Consider the following 14,109-nt stretch of genomic DNA (forward strand, 5'->3'; position numbering starts at 1 on the left):
GGACCGCACCATTCCGGTGCACGGGACACCCATTACAGTGGGCGCCCTCATGAGCGCAGACATACCAGCGGGCGCACCTCCGGTGCTGCGGGTACACCTCCTCGGCGGGTTCCGGGTGGACCGGGACGGTGGGCCGCCGCTCTCCGAACGGTGGCCGCGCCCGAGCGCCCGGACGCTGGTGAAGCTGCTCGCGGTCTCCCCCGGGCACAGTCTCCACCGTGAGCAGGCGCTGGAGATCTGCTGGCCGGACGCGGATCCGCAGGCGGCGCTCGGCAGTCTGCGGGTGGCGCTCCACGCGGCCCGCCGGGCGATCGAGCCCGAGTTGGCGCCCCGGGCGGCGTCCTCCTATCTGACGGGCGAGGGCGCGCTGCTGCGCCTCGATCCGCGGACGGTACGGATCGACGCCGACGAGGCCGAGGCCCTCGCGGAGGCGGCGCTCGCCGACGGCGGGCGCGCCGGACTCGCGGCCGCCGTGGAGGCGTTCACGGGCGACCTGCTGCCCGAGGACCGGTACGCGCCCTGGGCGGAGGCCCGCCGCGAGCGGCTGTCCGCCCTGCGGGAACGCACCCTGGTCGCCCTTGCCGCCGCCCATCTGGCGGCCGACTGCCCCGAGGAGGCGGTGGCGGCGGCCGAGCAGGTCCTGCTGGCGGCCCCCGCCGAGGAGGAGGCGCACCGGCTCCTGATCGAGGCGTACGTCCGGCAGGGGCTGCGCCGCCGGGCGGTCGCCCAGTACCACCTGTGCCGGGAGGCGCTGGACGCGGAGTTCGGCGTGCGGCCCGGGCCGGAGACCGAGCGGCTGCACCGGGCGGCGCTCGCCACTCCCCCACCTGCCTCCCGGTCGGTGGGGCCCGCGCTGCCGGCCGTGGTGCGCCGGCCGCCCGGCACTCCGCTGCGCGGCCGGGACGAGCTCCTCGCCCGACTGCTCGCCGCCGGCTCCCCGCCCGTACTGCTGCTCACCGGGGAGGCCGGGCTCGGCAAGACCCGACTGGCCGGGGAGGCGGCCCGGCGGGCGGCCGCCGAGGGCACGGCCGTGCTGTGGGGGGCGGGCCACGACGCGGAGGGGCACACGCCGTACGGCCCGTTCGCCGAGGCGCTGGACGGCTGGCTTGCCGGCCGGCCGACGGCGGAGCGGGCCAGGACGGGGTCGGAGTATCCCGAACTGGCGGCGCTCCTGCCGTCCTTGGGGCGGGTGCCCGCCGGGAGTGGGCGCAGTCCCGAGGAGGAGCGGGACCGGTTGTTCCGGGCGACGGCGGGGCTGCTCGGTGAACTGGAGGCGGAGCGGCCCGTGATGGTGGTGCTGGACGACCTCCACGCGGGGGACGCGGGCTCGTTCCAGCTCCTCGGCCATCTTGCCCGCCGGGCAAGGGAGTCCGGAAGGGCTTGGCGATTTCTCGCCACTGTCCGCCCGGAGGAACTTCCCGCGGCCGACCCGCGCCGCCAGGTCCTCGACCTGCTGCTCCGCCAGTCGCTCGCGGGCGCGGTCGAACTTCCCCGGCTCTCCCGCGAGGCCTGTCTGGCGCTGACGGCCGACGCGCTGGGCACCGGGACCCCCGTCCCCGAGCGGGTGTGGGAACTGTCCCTCGGCAATCCGCTGTTCGCGCTCGAACTGGCCCGTGCGGTCCGGGACGGGGACGGCCGGGCCGGCGCCCCGGAGGGCGTGCGCCAGCTGGTGGCCGAGCGCCTCGCCCGGCTCGGCCCCGCGGCCCGCCGGGTGGTCGACGCGGTCGCGGTCGCCGGTCAGGACGCGGCCCTCACCGAGGTCCTCGACGTGGCCCGGCGCGGCGGGCATCCGCGGCTCTCGGCGGCCGAGGCCACGGAGGCCGTGGAGGCGGCCGTCGCCGCCTCGGTGGTCGAGGAGCGGCAGGTCGTCTCCGAGGGCCGGCCGGTCGCCGGACTCGCCTTCCGCCACCCGCTGGTGCGGCTCACCTGCTACGAGGGCCTGTCGGCGGCCCGGCGACGACTGCTGCACTCGGCGTACGCAGAGGCGGTGCTCCGCCGCCGCCCGGAGGCCGTGGACACGCTGGCCGCCCATCTGACCCGGGCGGACGATCCGCGCGCCACCGGCTATCTGCGGCAGGCCGCCGAGCGGGCGGCGGCGCTCTACGCCAACGACACGGCCGACCGCTACTACGCCGAACTCACCGACCGGCTCGACGCCCTGGCCGCCGACTCCGCCCGGGCTCGGATCGACCGCAGCGCCGTGCTGCGCCGCCTCGGCCGGTTCGAGGAGGCGGCGCGGCTGCTCGGCGAGGCGCTGGAGGAGCTGGGCCGGCACGGGACGCGGACGGCCGGGTCCTGGCGGCGGCACGGCTCGCGGAGCTCATGCCGAAGACGCGGGGCACGGAGGACGGCTTCCGGCTGCTCGACTCCTGCCCGCCCGGTCCGGACACGCCGGCGGCGGTGGCGAGCGCCCACCATCTGGCCCGCGGGGTGCTGTGTTTCGTCGCGGGCCGGTACGAGGAGGGCGTCGCCGCCGCGCGGGCCGCGGAGGACACGGCGCAGGCGGTGACGGGCCCGGAACGGCGCGGGCTGCTCGCCAGGGCCCTGGCGGCGCAGGCGACCTCGCTGGGTCTCGCGGGCCGCTTCGGGCAGGCCGGGCCGGTCGCGGACCGGGCGCTGCCGCACGCTGAGGCGTACGGCGATCCGCAGCTCCTCGCCTCGGTGCTCTCGGTGCTGCGCGAGACGGCCCGGCGGGCGGGGCGGCTGCGGGAGGCGATCGACACGGGCCGCCGGGCGCTCGCGCTCGCGGAGCGCTCGGGCGATCCGACGGCGACGGTCTTCGAGCGGGCGAACCTCGCCGAGCTCCACCTCCTGGTGGAGGAGGTGGCCGAGGCCCGCGAACTCGCCGAGACGGCGGTGCGGGACACCGGTTCGCACGCCGGGTGGTGCGCTCCGTACGCCCTGGTGGCGCTCGCCCGGGTACGGATGCGGGCGGCCGAGCCGGACGGCGGCGAACTCCTCGATCCGGCCGAACGGACGGCCCTGGCCCAGGGGGACCACCAGGCCTTGTACGAGGTGCGGTCCGCGCGCGCCGAACTCGCCGTACGGGAGGGCAGGCCCGAGGAGGCACTGCGGCTGCTCGCGGGCTGCCGGGAGTCCGGTGCCGCGCATCTGACGGCCTGGGCGCTCCTCGCGTGCGGCCGGTCCGAGGAGGCCGCCGAGACGGCGGCGGCCGAGGTGGAGCGCGCGGAGCGGGCCGGGGAACGGCTCGCGGAGACGGAGGCCCGTACGGCACACGCCGCGGCGCTCGCGGCGCTCGGCCGGGAGCGGGAGTCGGCGGCCGGGTTCGACCGGGCGACCGCCCTGGCGGACGCACTGCCGTATCCGGCGGGGGCCCGGCGGGTGGCGTGGGCCCGTGGGGTGCGGTGGGCGGACTGCGCACCCGGGGCGCTCTGACCCCGCACACCCCGCACACGCCCCGGCCGACGGAGCGGCTGGATTCCGTCGGCCGGGGCGTGGGTTCGTGTGCGGGCGCTCGGGGCGCCGCGGTCAGATCTTCTGGGCGATCTCGGTGAGATGGGCGAAGACGACGATGTTCGCCTCGTAGCCCTTGCCGCGGTCGAAGGCTCCACCGCAGGTGAGCAGCCGCAGTTCGGGCCGTCCGGTGTCTCCGTACACCTCCTTGTCGGGGAAGTCGCTCTTGGCGTACGTCCGGACGCGGTCGACCGTGAAGACGGCGACCTTGCCGTCGGCGCGGGCGACCCGGACGGTGTTGCCGGCGCTGAGCGAGTCGAGGTTGAGGAAGACGGCGGGCCCGGTGCGGGTGTCGCGGTGGCCGACGACGACGGCGGTCCCGCGCTCGCCGGGGGTGGGCCCCTTGGCGTACCAGCCGACGACCCGGGGATCGTCGGCGGGCGGTGTGCCGAGCTGTCCCGAGGCGTCGAGTGCGAGCTCGATCACCGGGGCCTCGATGGTGATGGCCGGTACGGCCACGGTGACGGGACGCGAACGGGCCAGCGGCGCGGGCATCGCCGCGGCCCGCGGCGATGCCGCGGCCTTGGGCAGCGTGCGGGGCTTCGCCTTGTGGTCCAGGGCGGCGGGCGCTCCGGCCGTCGCCCCGGCCCGGCCGTGGGTGGCGGGGCCGGCGGCGAGCGGCGGATCGGCCGGCTCCCCGTCACCGGCCCACCAGACGCCCCCGGTCACCAGGGCCGCGGTCACCACCACGGTCCTGGTGAGCCGGAGCAGGCGCCGCTGCCTGCGCGTGAAGCGGGACCTACGCGGCGCCATTGTCGCGGCGGCGCGAGCGGCGGATCAGGACCAGTCCGGTCGTGCCGGCGAGGCCGGCGGCGACGGCCGCCCCGACGCCGAAGGCGGAGGAGTCCTCGGCGGCGAGCTGCGCGCTACCGCCGCCGCCCGCGCCGACGGGGCCGTGCGGGGGCCTGCCGTGGCCGTGACCGCCGCCGTTGCCTCCGTTCCCGTTACCTCCGTTCCCGTTGCCTCCGTTGCCGTTACCTCCGTTGCCGTTGCCGCCGTTGCCATTGCCTCCGTTGCCGTTACCGCCGTTCCCGTTACCGCCATTGCCGTTGTCCGGCGGGCAGTCGGAGTCGAACCGGAAGACCTTCGACTTCGCCGCGCCGTTCTGGCCCACCCACGTCCACTGGACCTTGTACATGCCGGACGGCAGGCCGGTGATGTCGTCCGTGTGCCCGTAACCGGTGCTGTCGACGGCGATGCTGCCGTTCTTCAACGAGGGGTCCTGGTTACCCGGCTGGCCCGGCTGCGCATAGATGTTCCACTGGATGCTCTGCAGTCCGTCGAAGTGGAAGGCGGAGAAGCGGAAGAGGCATCTGACCTGGGGGTTGTTGGCCTCGCTGGTGTCGGGGGTACCCGGGGTGTTCGGGTCGCCCGGGATGCGCGCCTGGTGAACCTTGACGTCACCGTTGTCACCGGGCGCGGCGAGGGCTGCCGGGGCGCCGGCGACAGTCACTGCACCGAGCGCCAGGGTGGCGAGTGCCGCGCGAAGCAGCGTACGGGTGGGGGGTGTCGTCATCGTGGAGGTCCTCCAGTCGTGAGCACATCGGACGCTTGTTGCGATAATCCGACTATCTGTCACAACATGGGCACGAAGGGTGGCGACCCGGCGCGCCACCCTTCGACTTCCACCCGTCCGGCTCACTCCCGCCACCCCGCGTGACCAGGGCGCGGGCCGGTCCGGGTCAGATGATCCCGATGAGGATCCCCGCCACCAGCACGACCAGCGAGGCCAGCGCGGCCCACTTCACCGTGAACCTGGTGTGGTCGCCGAACTCCACCTTCGCCATGCCGACGAGCACGTACACGGCGGGCACCAGCGGGCTCGACATGTGCAGGACCTGACCCACCAGCGAGGCGCGCGCGATCTCCAGCGAGGACACGCCGTGCGCCGCACCGGCCTCCGCCAGGACGGGCAGGATGCCGAAGTAGAAGCCGTCGTTCGACATGAAGTACGTGAGCGGGATGCTCAGCACGCCGGTGACCAGGGCCATGTGCGGACCCATGCCCGCGGGGATGGCGCCGACGAGCCAGTCGGCCATGTGCTTGACCATGCCCGTGCCGGTGAGGACGCCGGTGAAGACGGCGGCGGCGAAGACCATGCCGGCGACGTTGAGGACGTTGTCGGCGTGGGCGGCGATGCGCTCCTTCTGCTCGGCCATCTTCGGGTAGTTGACGGTGAGCGCGAGGGCGGCGCCGAGGAGGAACAGCACCGGGATCGGCAGCAGTTCGAGGATCATCGCGGCGAGCAGCGCGACCGTCAGGCCGGCGTTGAACCAGTACAGCTTGGGGCGGAGCGTCGCGCGCTTCGGGTCGAGCCCCTGGAACCCGTCGCCCTCGCCCGCGCCGGCGGCGTCGCCGGAACCGGCCGTCGCCTTCCTGTCCCCGGCCTTGCCCGTGCTGCCGCCGCCCGCCGTGACCAGCACCGCGTCGGCCTCCGGGACCAGGACCTCGTCGAGCGTCAGGTAGCCGATGCGCTTGCGCTCGCGGCGCCCGAGGACGTACGCCAGGGCGAAGACGAAGAGCAGGCCCACGCCGAGCGCGGGGATCATCGGGACGAAGATGTCGGCGGCGTCGAGCTTGAGCGCGGTCGCGGCACGGGCGGTGGGACCGCCCCAGGGCAGGGTGTTCATGACGCCGTTGGCCATGGCGGCGACGCCCGTCATGACCACCAGGCTCATCTTGAGCCGCTTGTAGAGCGGATACATCGCCGAGACGGTGATCATGAAGGTGGTGGAGCCGTCGCCGTCGAGGGAGACGATCGCGGCGAGCACCGCCGTACCCACGACGACCCGCACGGGGTCGGCCTTGCAGAAGCGCAGGATGCCCCGGACGATCGGGTCGAAGAGGCCGACGTCGATCATGACGCCGAAGTAGACGATCGCGAACATCAGCATCGCGGCGGTCGGCGCCAGCTTGCCGACCCCTTCGATGACGTAGTCGCCGAGCTGGGCCCCCTGCCCGACCGCGACGCAGAACAGCGCGGGAATCAGTACGAGCGCCGCGATCGGCGACATCTTTTTCAGCATGATCAGGACCAGGAAGGTCGCGATCATGGCGAAGCCGAGGACGGTCAGCATGGAGGACACCTCACGTTCACCCTTGAACTGCCGCCGAGCGGCGGTGCGCATGACGGTAGGTGCCCTCTTCCGCCGTTAACAAGATGTTGACGCGTGAGCAATACGAGCAAAACCCCAGGTCACAGCGGGGGTGATCGACGAGGGTGCCCTACAGGGGTGACACCTCCACGGGGAAGCCGTTCAGGACGGCGGTGCCGGAGAGGGGGTCGATCCGGGATCCGTCGAGCAGCTGGTTGACGTTGACGCCGGGGCGCGCGGACGCGACGGCGAGCCGGGTGCCCGGCCGGTCGTGACCCCAGCCGTGCGGGAGGCTCACCACCCCCGGGCGCACGCCGTCGGTGACCTCCACCGGCACCTCCAGCTCACCGCCCTCCCCCTTGACCCTGGCCGACCCGCCGTCGACCAGCCGGAGCCGCTCCGCGTCCTCGGGGTGCACCTGGAGGGTGCAGCGGTTCGACCCCCCGCCCAGGGCGGGCGTGTTGTGCAGCCAGCTGTTGTTCGACCGCAGGTGCCTGCGCCCGACCAGCTGGAGGGTCCCCGGCTCCGGTACGGCGTCGAGGGCGGCGCGCAGCCGGGGCAGGTCGGCGGCGAGGGGCTCCGGGAACAGTTCGATCCGTCCGCTGCGGGTCTTGAGGAGTCCCGGCAGGCGCGGCTTCAGGGGCCCGAGGTCGATGCCGTGCGGGTGCGCCTTCAGCTCGTCGAGGGTGAGACCGTAGGGGCCGAGCCGCAGCATCAGGTCGAGTCGCCGCTCGGCCCCGGTGACCCCGGTGAGCCGGGCGGCGAACTCCTTGGGGTCCGTCCCGTACGCCGGCGAGTGCTCCTGCGTCACGGCCTTGGCGAGGGTCGTGTCGATGGCGAGGTCGTCGACGGCGGACGGCGGGGCCCCGTGCATCCCGGACACGGCGAGGATCAGCCGGGCGTGGATCTCGCACTCGTCCATGCGGTCCGCTTCGAGGGGGACGGCCGCCGGGGTGTAGCGAGCCTGGTCGCGGACGGCGAAGCCGTTGAAGGCGAAGTCGAAGTGGGCGCTCCGGGAGGGCGGCGGCGGGGGCAGCAGGACGTCGGCGTGGCGGGTGGTCTCGTTGAGGTACGGGTCGACGGCGACCATCAGGTCGAGGGTGTCGAGGGCCGCGTCGAGGCGCTCTCCGTCGGGCGCGGAGAGGACGGGGTTGGCGGCGATGGTGATCAGGGCGCGGATGCGGCCCTCCCCCGGCGTCTCGATCTCCTCGGCGAGGGCGACGAGCGGCAACTCGCCCTTGACCTCGGGGTGGTGCGAGACCCTGCTGTGCCGGCGGCCGAGGGCGAAGCCCTTGCCGGGTCCGGCGGGGCGCGGGGCGGGCGCGGTGGCGGAGAGCGGGAAGAGTGCGCCGCCGGGCCGGTCGAGGTTGCCGGTGAGGACGTTGAGGACGTCGACGAGCCAGTTGGCGAGGCTGCCGTACGCCACGGTGGAGCTGCCCATCCGCCCGTAGACGGCGGCGGTGGGCGCGGCGGCGAGCTCCCGGGCGAGGGTGCGGAGGGTGTCCGCGTCCACGTCGCAGGCGGCGGCGACCGCCTCGGGGCTGAACTCCCGCACCGCGGCCCGTACCTCCTCGACGCCCTCCACATGGGCGGCGAGCGGACCGAGGTCGGTGAGCTCCTCGTCGAAGAGGGTGTGGACGAGGGCGGCGAGGAGCAGCGCGTCGGCGCCGGGGCGGATCGCGACGTGCCGGTCGGCGAGGCGGGCGGTGCGGGTGCGCCGGGGGTCGACGACGGTGAGGGTGCCGCCGCGTCGGCGCAGCGCCTTGAGCCTGCCGGGGAAGTCGGGGGCGGTGCACAGGCTGCCGTTGGAGTCCAGCGGATTGGCTCCGAGGATCAGCAGGTGGTCGGTGCGGTCCAGGTCCGGCACGGGGACGGCGAAGGGGTCCCCGAAGAGCAGGCCGCTGGAGACGTGCTTGGGCATCTGGTCGAGCGTGGACGCGGTGAAGAGGTTCCTGGTGCGCAACGCGCCGATCAGCAGGGGCGGGTAGAGGGCGCCGGCGATCGTGTGCACATTGGGGTTGCCCAGGACGATACCCACGGAGTCCGGCCCGTATTCCTCGACGAGCGGACGGATTCGGGCGGCGATCGTGTCGAACGCCTCGGCCCAGGTGGCCTCCTGGAGTCTGCCGTCCTTGCGGACCATGGGGGTGCGGAGCCGGTCGGGGTCGGCGTCGATCTCGGGGAAGGAGGCCCCTTTGGGGCAGATGAACCCCTGGCTGAAGACGTCGTCGCGGTCACCGCGTGCCCCGGTGACGCGGCTCCCGTCGAGCGTCAGGGTCAGTCCGCAGGTCGCTTCGCAGAGGGGGCAGATGCGCAGGGCGGTGGGCATGGCGTCTCCCTGGGTGCGTCGGGTGACGCCGAGCCTACCGACCGGTAGGCACGGGCGGGAGGGGCCTGCGGAAGGTCAGGAGAGCGAGGGCGCCAGGTAGGCGTGGAGCAGGCACCGCGTCTCGGCGACGAGCGCCGGGTCCCCGGCGGGGTCCGCGCGGAAGGCGAGCCGGACCAGCGCGTCGGCGGTCTCGACGCCGACGAGGACCTTCCGGTGCAGCTCCTCGTCGGCGGCACGGCCCAGATGGGTGGCGAGGAGCGCGCAGATCCGTTCGGCGACGAGCCGGTTGGGGTCCTCCACGACGGCCTCGGCAGACCCCTCGGCAGACCCCTCGGCCGTGCCGTCCGCCGCACCGTCCGCCGCGGCTTCTCCGGGTGCGGCGGCCGGCACGCCGAAGTCGACGAGGGCGAATCCCGGGACGGTCCGCTTCATCTCGATGAACTCGTCGAGGACGCCGTCGATGGCTCCGTGCGCGTCGAGGAGCGGCGCCGCGGCGAGCCGGTCCGAGACCCGCTCGGCGTACCGGTCGAGGTTCCGGTGGGCGAGGGCAGCGACCATCGCCCGCTTGTTGCCGAAGAAGCGGTAGACGGAGCCGATGGGGACGCCGGCTCGTGCGGCGACGGTCCGGGTGCTCAACTGCTCGTACCCGGTCTCGTCGAGGAGTACGGCGCAGGCGTCGAGGATCCGGGCCAGCCGCTCGGCGCTGCGCTGCTGCACGGGGGCGCGGCGGAGCGCCGGCTGGGTTCGGGGGCGGGTCTGGGGCACGGGGTCCATGATGCCGCTCCTGTCGGGGGTTGGGCGAAGCCGGGTCTCAGGCGATCAGCAGGCCGATGCCGCCGAGGGTGTACGCGATCATCAGCGCGAACAGCGGGAGTTGGCCGGCGACGGCCCGGGCGGGCGGGAAGAGGCGCACGGACCGGTCGTGCGCGGCGACGACACCGAGGACGTGGCCGGTGACGATCGCGGCGACCTGGAGGGTGGCGAGGCCCCCGGGGCCCAGTGGTGGAGCGGGCGAGGGGGCGTTGTCAGTGCCCCCTGCCAAGATGACTGTGCGTGGTCCTTCGGTGACGAGGAGCGAGAAGTAGTGGGCCACGAGATAGCCGAGGGCGATGGGCAGCAGCGAGTGGGCGAAGGAGGTGAGCGGAGTGGTGAGTCCGGGGTTCATCAGGCGCAGGGCGCCGGCGCAGAGGCCGTAGCAGGCGGCGGCGAGGGCGACGGCGGCGAGGAGGCCGAGCGTGGCGGTGGGGACGGGGCCGAGGGAGGAGGTCTGGAGGGTGGTGATCCAGCGGGGGTTGTCGGAGAGGCCGTCGTAGGCGGTGGAGCCGAGGAGGACGCAGACGGTGGCGACGAGACCGGGGGTCTGCGGGGTGGAGTCGAGACCGTGGAAGGGGGAGCGCAGGACGAGCCGGCCGTCGGCGCGGCGGCCGAGGGGTGAGAGCCGGGCGAGAAGGGAGGAGTACACCTCGAAGGGGTCGGCGTGGGCGAACCACCGGTCGCCGTGGCGGGCGGCGCCCAGGAGCTGGACGGCGGTGTGGGCGGCGAGGGCGATCAGGAGGGTGGTGGTGGAGGCGTTGTCGGGGGCGACGAGCTCCAGCCAGGTGAAGAGGAGGAGCCCGGCGGCGGCGGGGCGGATGCCGAGTGCGGTGGGCAGGGGGCGCGGGTTCCTGGGCGGGCGGAGGGCGTGGAGGGCGCGCAGGGGGTTGAGGAGGCGCCAGACGGGGCCGAGGAGGAGGGAGGCGGGAACGAGTCCGACCCAGAGGAGGACGTAGAGGGCGCCGGGGGCGGGGTTGCGGTCCGGGTCGTCGGGGCCGAGGAGGAGGTGGAGGAGGAAGACGAGGGCGGTGGCGGCGCCGAGGAGGCGGAGGGCGGCACGGGTGGCGGGGGCGTCGGCCGCCCGCTGGAGGGCGGTGGGGAGCGGGCGGCCGGAGAGGTCGCCGCGGAAGCGGGAGGAGGACCAGAGGAGTCCGAGGGCGAGGAAGGAGACGAGGAGGGCGGTGAAGGCGCCGGCGTAGGCGTAGAAGGGAGAGAGGGGGAGGTCGTGCCGGGAGCCCACGCCGTGGGCGAGCGTGAGCCCGAGGGGCTCGGCGTGGGCGTGGGCCGCGACAGGGGTGGCCGTCATCGGACGACGAGTTGGGTCAGCACGAGTCCGGACTCGTGGGTCTCGACCTCGAAGAGGCCGGTGCGGTCCGCGGTGAGGGTGAGGGACGCGGGTGTGCCGGGAGGGAGGGGGAGTTCGCGGTCGTAGCCGTGCACGTGGAGGGTGTCGGCGCGGTCGCTGGTGACACGGAGGGTGAGGCGCTCGCCCTTCTTCAACTCGATGCGGGAGGGAGGTGGCTGGACGGTCGTTCCGGTGATGGTGAGGGTGACGGTCCGCCCGGGGTCGGTGGGCGGGGGGCTCGGTGGAGTGGAAGGGGAGGTGGTGGCGGGGGTGCCGTCGAGGCGGACGGTGGTCTGGACGGGGGCGCCGTCGACCGCCCAGACGGTGTGGTCGTCCGCGTGGAGCCGGACGGTCAGGGTGTGGGCGCCGGGCGGCACGTAGCCCCAGGGGCCGTACAGGCGGGCGGCCTCCCGGCCGTCGACGAGGAGGCGGGCGTGGCCCCGGCCCGGGAGGGCCGCGCCACCGGTGCTCTCCGGGGTGAAGCGGAACCTCTCCACCGTGAGGTGGACGTTCCAACCGCCCTCGGAGTCGGGGTGGACCTCGGCCCTGACGGTGGGCGCGTCCGCCGCGGGGAGTTCACGGAGCCGGTGTCCGCCCTCGTCCCGGGCCGTGAGCAGGGTGCCGCTGCTGCCGGTGGCCTCCTGATGGCTGGTGCCGGGTTTGTGGTGGGTGGTGGCCCGGCCGCCGCAGCCCACGAGGAGGAGGGCCACGGCGGTCAGGACGACGACCAGGGGCACGGCGGCGCGCCCGGGGGCAGCGGCACGCGGGGGCACGGCGGCCTGCGCCGGTGCGGCCACGCACGGGGGTGCGGCGACCCGCGCCGGTGCGGCCACGCACGGGGGTGCGGCGACCCGCGAGTCCACGGCAGCGCACGAGGGCTCGGCGGCGCGCGGGGATATGGCGGCGCGCCGGGACGTGGCGGCGCGCCGGGGCGCGGTGGTGTGCCGGGGCACGGTGGTGTGCCGGGGCGTCATGGGGTCACCGTTTCCGGGCGGTCGGGTGCGGGGGTGGCTGGGCGGGGGGTGCGGGTGCCGGCCGCGATGACCGCCCAGAGGACCCAGACGATGCCGAGGAGGAGGCGGAGCCAGGCGGGGCCGACGGGGATGCCGGGGAGCATGAGGACCGCCTTGTCGAAGGCGTCGAGCAGGGTGAGGACGCCCAGGATCACGGTGGTCCAGGCGAGGACGGGGCGGGTGGGGCGCAGGGCGAGGCCGATGAGGGTCCACCAGACGCCCATGAGGAGCAGTGCGACGGCGGGAAGGAGGGTCGGGGTGAGGGCGAGGGTGGAGCCGGCCACGTCGAGGGCGAGGCCCACGAGGCCGAGGAGGGTGGCCGCGCCGGCGAGGCGGCTGCCGCGCAGTCGGCGCCACCAGAGGGCGCCGCCGGCGAGGGCGAGGACGAGGGCGGTGCCGAGGGCGAGTTGGGTCTCGACGCGCTGGAGGCCCCGGGCGCCGTACCAGTCGCAGCCGGTCGGGAGGCGGCGCGCCTGGACGTTGTAGTCGGCGCAGACGAGGAGCTGGGCGAGTTTGACGGGTTCGCCGACGAGCCGGTCGGTGCTGCCGGAGACCTCGCCGCGGCGGGCTCCGCAGGTGGGCGGGGCGCCGGGGGTGGCGGCGCCGGCGTCGGACTGCCAGCAGTTGCCGCCGCCCTGGCCGTCCCACCACACGTCGGTGCGGTTGGGGCGGGCGTGGCCGGCCTTGTCGACGCCGAGGTGGTTGCCGGCGTAGCGGTTGTGGTGGGAGGTGTCGGTCTGCTTGCCCCAGGCGGACTCGCCGCGGATGAAGGCGGGGACGGCGCTGAGGAAGAAGGCGGCGCGCTGGTGGCCGTAGACCCAGTTGTCCTCGTACAGGTTCCAGTTGCCGCCGGCGGTGATGATGCCGGTGCCGGGCGGCATGGAGATCTGGGGGCAGACGACGCCCCGCTCGTAGCCGCGGTCGACGGGGAGCTTGGCGCAGGTGCCGTCGGCGACGTACGGGTAGTAGTTCTCGTTGTTGTCGTGGATCAGGTTGCGTGCGAAGTGGGCGTGGTTCTGCGGGAGTCCGGGGTGGCCGGGGAAGGCGGAGTCCATGGAGGCGCCGCCCATGTTGTGGTCGAACTCGTTGTCGTGGACATAGACGGAGTCCCCGGCGGTGCCGGAGTAGCCGACCATGTTGTGGTGGCTGCGGCAGCCGGTGATCTCGATGGAGTAGCGGGGGACGTCGTAGCCGCGGCCGTTGTTGATGTTGGAGGCCGAGCCGGGGTAGATGCCGGAGTCGCCGTTCCCGTAGGACTCGCAGTTCTTGTAGAGGCCGTGGTCGGAGGCGAAGGTCAGGAAGCCGTACTCGTCGTTCCAGCGGGTGAGGACGTCGTCGATGACGAAGCCGTCGGCGGCGAGGACGTACAGCGAGTTGAAGGTGGTGCGCTGGGCGGTGAAGTTGCGGAAGTAGACGCCGTCGGAGCCGTCGGCGCGGATGGCGTTGAGTTTCTGGTACTTGGCGTCGATGACGACGTCGAGGCGGGAGGCTCCGGTGCCTTCGATCTGGAGGTTCTTCTTGCCGAGGATCGCGACCAGGTTCTGGTTGTGCGGGCACTGCTTCTGCTGGGCGTAGCTGAGGATCTGGTAGCCGAGCGCGGACTTGCGGGCCTTGAGCCCGGCGCAGGCGCCGGTGGGCGGCGGCAGGGAGGGCTCCTCCTCGTAGAGGCCGGGGAGGATCGCGATGGTCATGCCGGACCGGTCGACGGCGTCGACGGCCTGCTGGAGATGGCGGTAACCGCTGCGGGCGCAGCGCGCGAAGAGGGCGAGGTTGCGGGCCTTGAGGGCGGCCGGGAAGCCGGAGATCCGGCGCTCGAAGTCGGCCCGGTCGGTCTTGCAGACGAGGAGGTCGGGTTCGCCCGTGCGGAGTTCCGGCACGCTGCCGGAGCCATCGGGGAGGGTGACGGGCCGTTCCTCGTGAGCCTGGGCGAGAGGAGCGGTGAACAGGGCCGCGGCGAGCGCCACGAGCACGACCGAGAGCACGGAGACGAATCTTCGGATCCACGAGGTCCGCGAGGTCCACGACATGCGCGTGAGAGTA

The 14,109-nt window shown here is 74.2% G+C and carries 10 protein-coding genes; 2 read left to right on the forward strand and 8 right to left on the reverse strand.

The window, feature by feature from the left end:
• The first annotated feature begins 49 nt into the window (after positions 1 to 49).
• Both SVTN_RS08095 and SVTN_RS45395 read left to right on the forward strand, forming a co-directional pair.
• Positions 50 to 2,509: an ATP-binding protein gene (locus SVTN_RS08095; RefSeq protein WP_245727472.1), complete on the forward strand. Its 2,460-nt coding sequence runs from the start codon at positions 50 to 52 to the stop codon at positions 2,507 to 2,509.
• A complete protein-coding gene (locus SVTN_RS45395; protein ID WP_245727473.1) occupies positions 2,401 to 3,396 on the forward strand; it encodes an ATP-binding protein in 996 nt (331 codons plus the stop codon). Before SVTN_RS08095 ends, SVTN_RS45395 begins: the two co-directional genes overlap by 109 nt.
• A gap of 93 nt (positions 3,397 to 3,489) precedes the next feature.
• On the opposite strand, the gene SVTN_RS08100 is transcribed toward SVTN_RS45395, so the two are convergent.
• The 8 genes from SVTN_RS08100 to SVTN_RS08135 form a co-directional block, all read right to left on the reverse strand.
• Positions 3,490 to 4,227, reverse strand: a complete 738-nt coding sequence (locus tag SVTN_RS08100) for a class F sortase (protein WP_052499018.1) — start codon at positions 4,225 to 4,227, stop codon at positions 3,490 to 3,492.
• Positions 4,214 to 4,990, reverse strand: a complete 777-nt coding sequence (locus tag SVTN_RS44190) for a hypothetical protein (RefSeq protein ID WP_041128453.1) — start codon at positions 4,988 to 4,990, stop codon at positions 4,214 to 4,216. Before SVTN_RS44190 ends, SVTN_RS08100 begins: the two co-directional genes overlap by 14 nt.
• A 166-nt stretch (positions 4,991 to 5,156) precedes the next feature.
• Positions 5,157 to 6,551 carry a CitMHS family transporter gene (locus SVTN_RS08110; RefSeq protein ID WP_041133691.1) on the reverse strand — a complete coding sequence of 465 codons (1,395 nt, stop codon included), beginning with the start codon at positions 6,549 to 6,551 and terminating at the stop codon, positions 5,157 to 5,159.
• A 148-nt stretch (positions 6,552 to 6,699) separates the two neighbouring features.
• Entirely contained in the window at positions 6,700 to 8,898 is a 2,199-nt protein-coding gene (locus SVTN_RS08115; RefSeq protein WP_041128454.1) for a molybdopterin-dependent oxidoreductase, read from the reverse strand.
• Between the two features lie 75 nt (positions 8,899 to 8,973).
• Entirely contained in the window at positions 8,974 to 9,672 is a 699-nt protein-coding gene (locus SVTN_RS08120) for a TetR/AcrR family transcriptional regulator (protein WP_041128455.1), read from the reverse strand.
• A gap of 37 nt (positions 9,673 to 9,709) precedes the next feature.
• Positions 9,710 to 11,017, reverse strand: coding sequence for a hypothetical protein (locus SVTN_RS08125; protein ID WP_052499019.1), 1,308 nt, complete (start codon positions 11,015 to 11,017; stop codon positions 9,710 to 9,712).
• On the reverse strand, positions 11,014 to 12,030 hold the full coding sequence (locus tag SVTN_RS08130) for a cupredoxin domain-containing protein (protein WP_245727475.1): 1,017 nt from the start codon (positions 12,028 to 12,030) through the stop codon (positions 11,014 to 11,016). The genes SVTN_RS08125 and SVTN_RS08130 overlap by 4 nt, the downstream gene beginning before the upstream one ends.
• The gene (locus SVTN_RS08135; protein ID WP_041128456.1) at positions 12,027 to 14,096 is read right to left on the reverse strand and encodes a right-handed parallel beta-helix repeat-containing protein; all 2,070 of its coding nucleotides are present in this window, start codon (positions 14,094 to 14,096) and stop codon (positions 12,027 to 12,029) included. The genes SVTN_RS08130 and SVTN_RS08135 overlap by 4 nt, the downstream gene beginning before the upstream one ends.
• Between the last annotated feature and the right edge of the window lie 13 nt (positions 14,097 to 14,109).

The sequence above is a fragment of the Streptomyces vietnamensis genome, assembly GCF_000830005.1.
GTDB classification, from domain to species: Bacteria; Actinomycetota; Actinomycetes; order Streptomycetales; family Streptomycetaceae; genus Streptomyces; species Streptomyces vietnamensis.

Coding starts and splice junctions, on each gene's coding strand:
- SVTN_RS08110 (WP_041133691.1), bottom strand. CDS start 6,551: ATGCTGACCGTCCTCGGCTTCGCCATGATCGCGACCTTCCTGGTCCTG.
- SVTN_RS08135 (WP_041128456.1), bottom strand. CDS start 14,096: ATGTCGTGGACCTCGCGGACCTCGTGGATCCGAAGATTCGTCTCCGTG.
- SVTN_RS44190 (WP_041128453.1), bottom strand. CDS start 4,990: ATGACGACACCCCCCACCCGTACGCTGCTTCGCGCGGCACTCGCCACC.
- SVTN_RS08130 (WP_245727475.1), bottom strand. CDS start 12,030: ATGACGCCCCGGCACACCACCGTGCCCCGGCACACCACCGCGCCCCGG.
- SVTN_RS08095 (WP_245727472.1), top strand. CDS start 50: ATGAGCGCAGACATACCAGCGGGCGCACCTCCGGTGCTGCGGGTACAC.
- SVTN_RS08125 (WP_052499019.1), bottom strand. CDS start 11,017: ATGACGGCCACCCCTGTCGCGGCCCACGCCCACGCCGAGCCCCTCGGG.
- SVTN_RS08100 (WP_052499018.1), bottom strand. CDS start 4,227: ATGGCGCCGCGTAGGTCCCGCTTCACGCGCAGGCAGCGGCGCCTGCTC.
- SVTN_RS08115 (WP_041128454.1), bottom strand. CDS start 8,898: ATGCCCACCGCCCTGCGCATCTGCCCCCTCTGCGAAGCGACCTGCGGA.
- SVTN_RS08120 (WP_041128455.1), bottom strand. CDS start 9,672: ATGGACCCCGTGCCCCAGACCCGCCCCCGAACCCAGCCGGCGCTCCGC.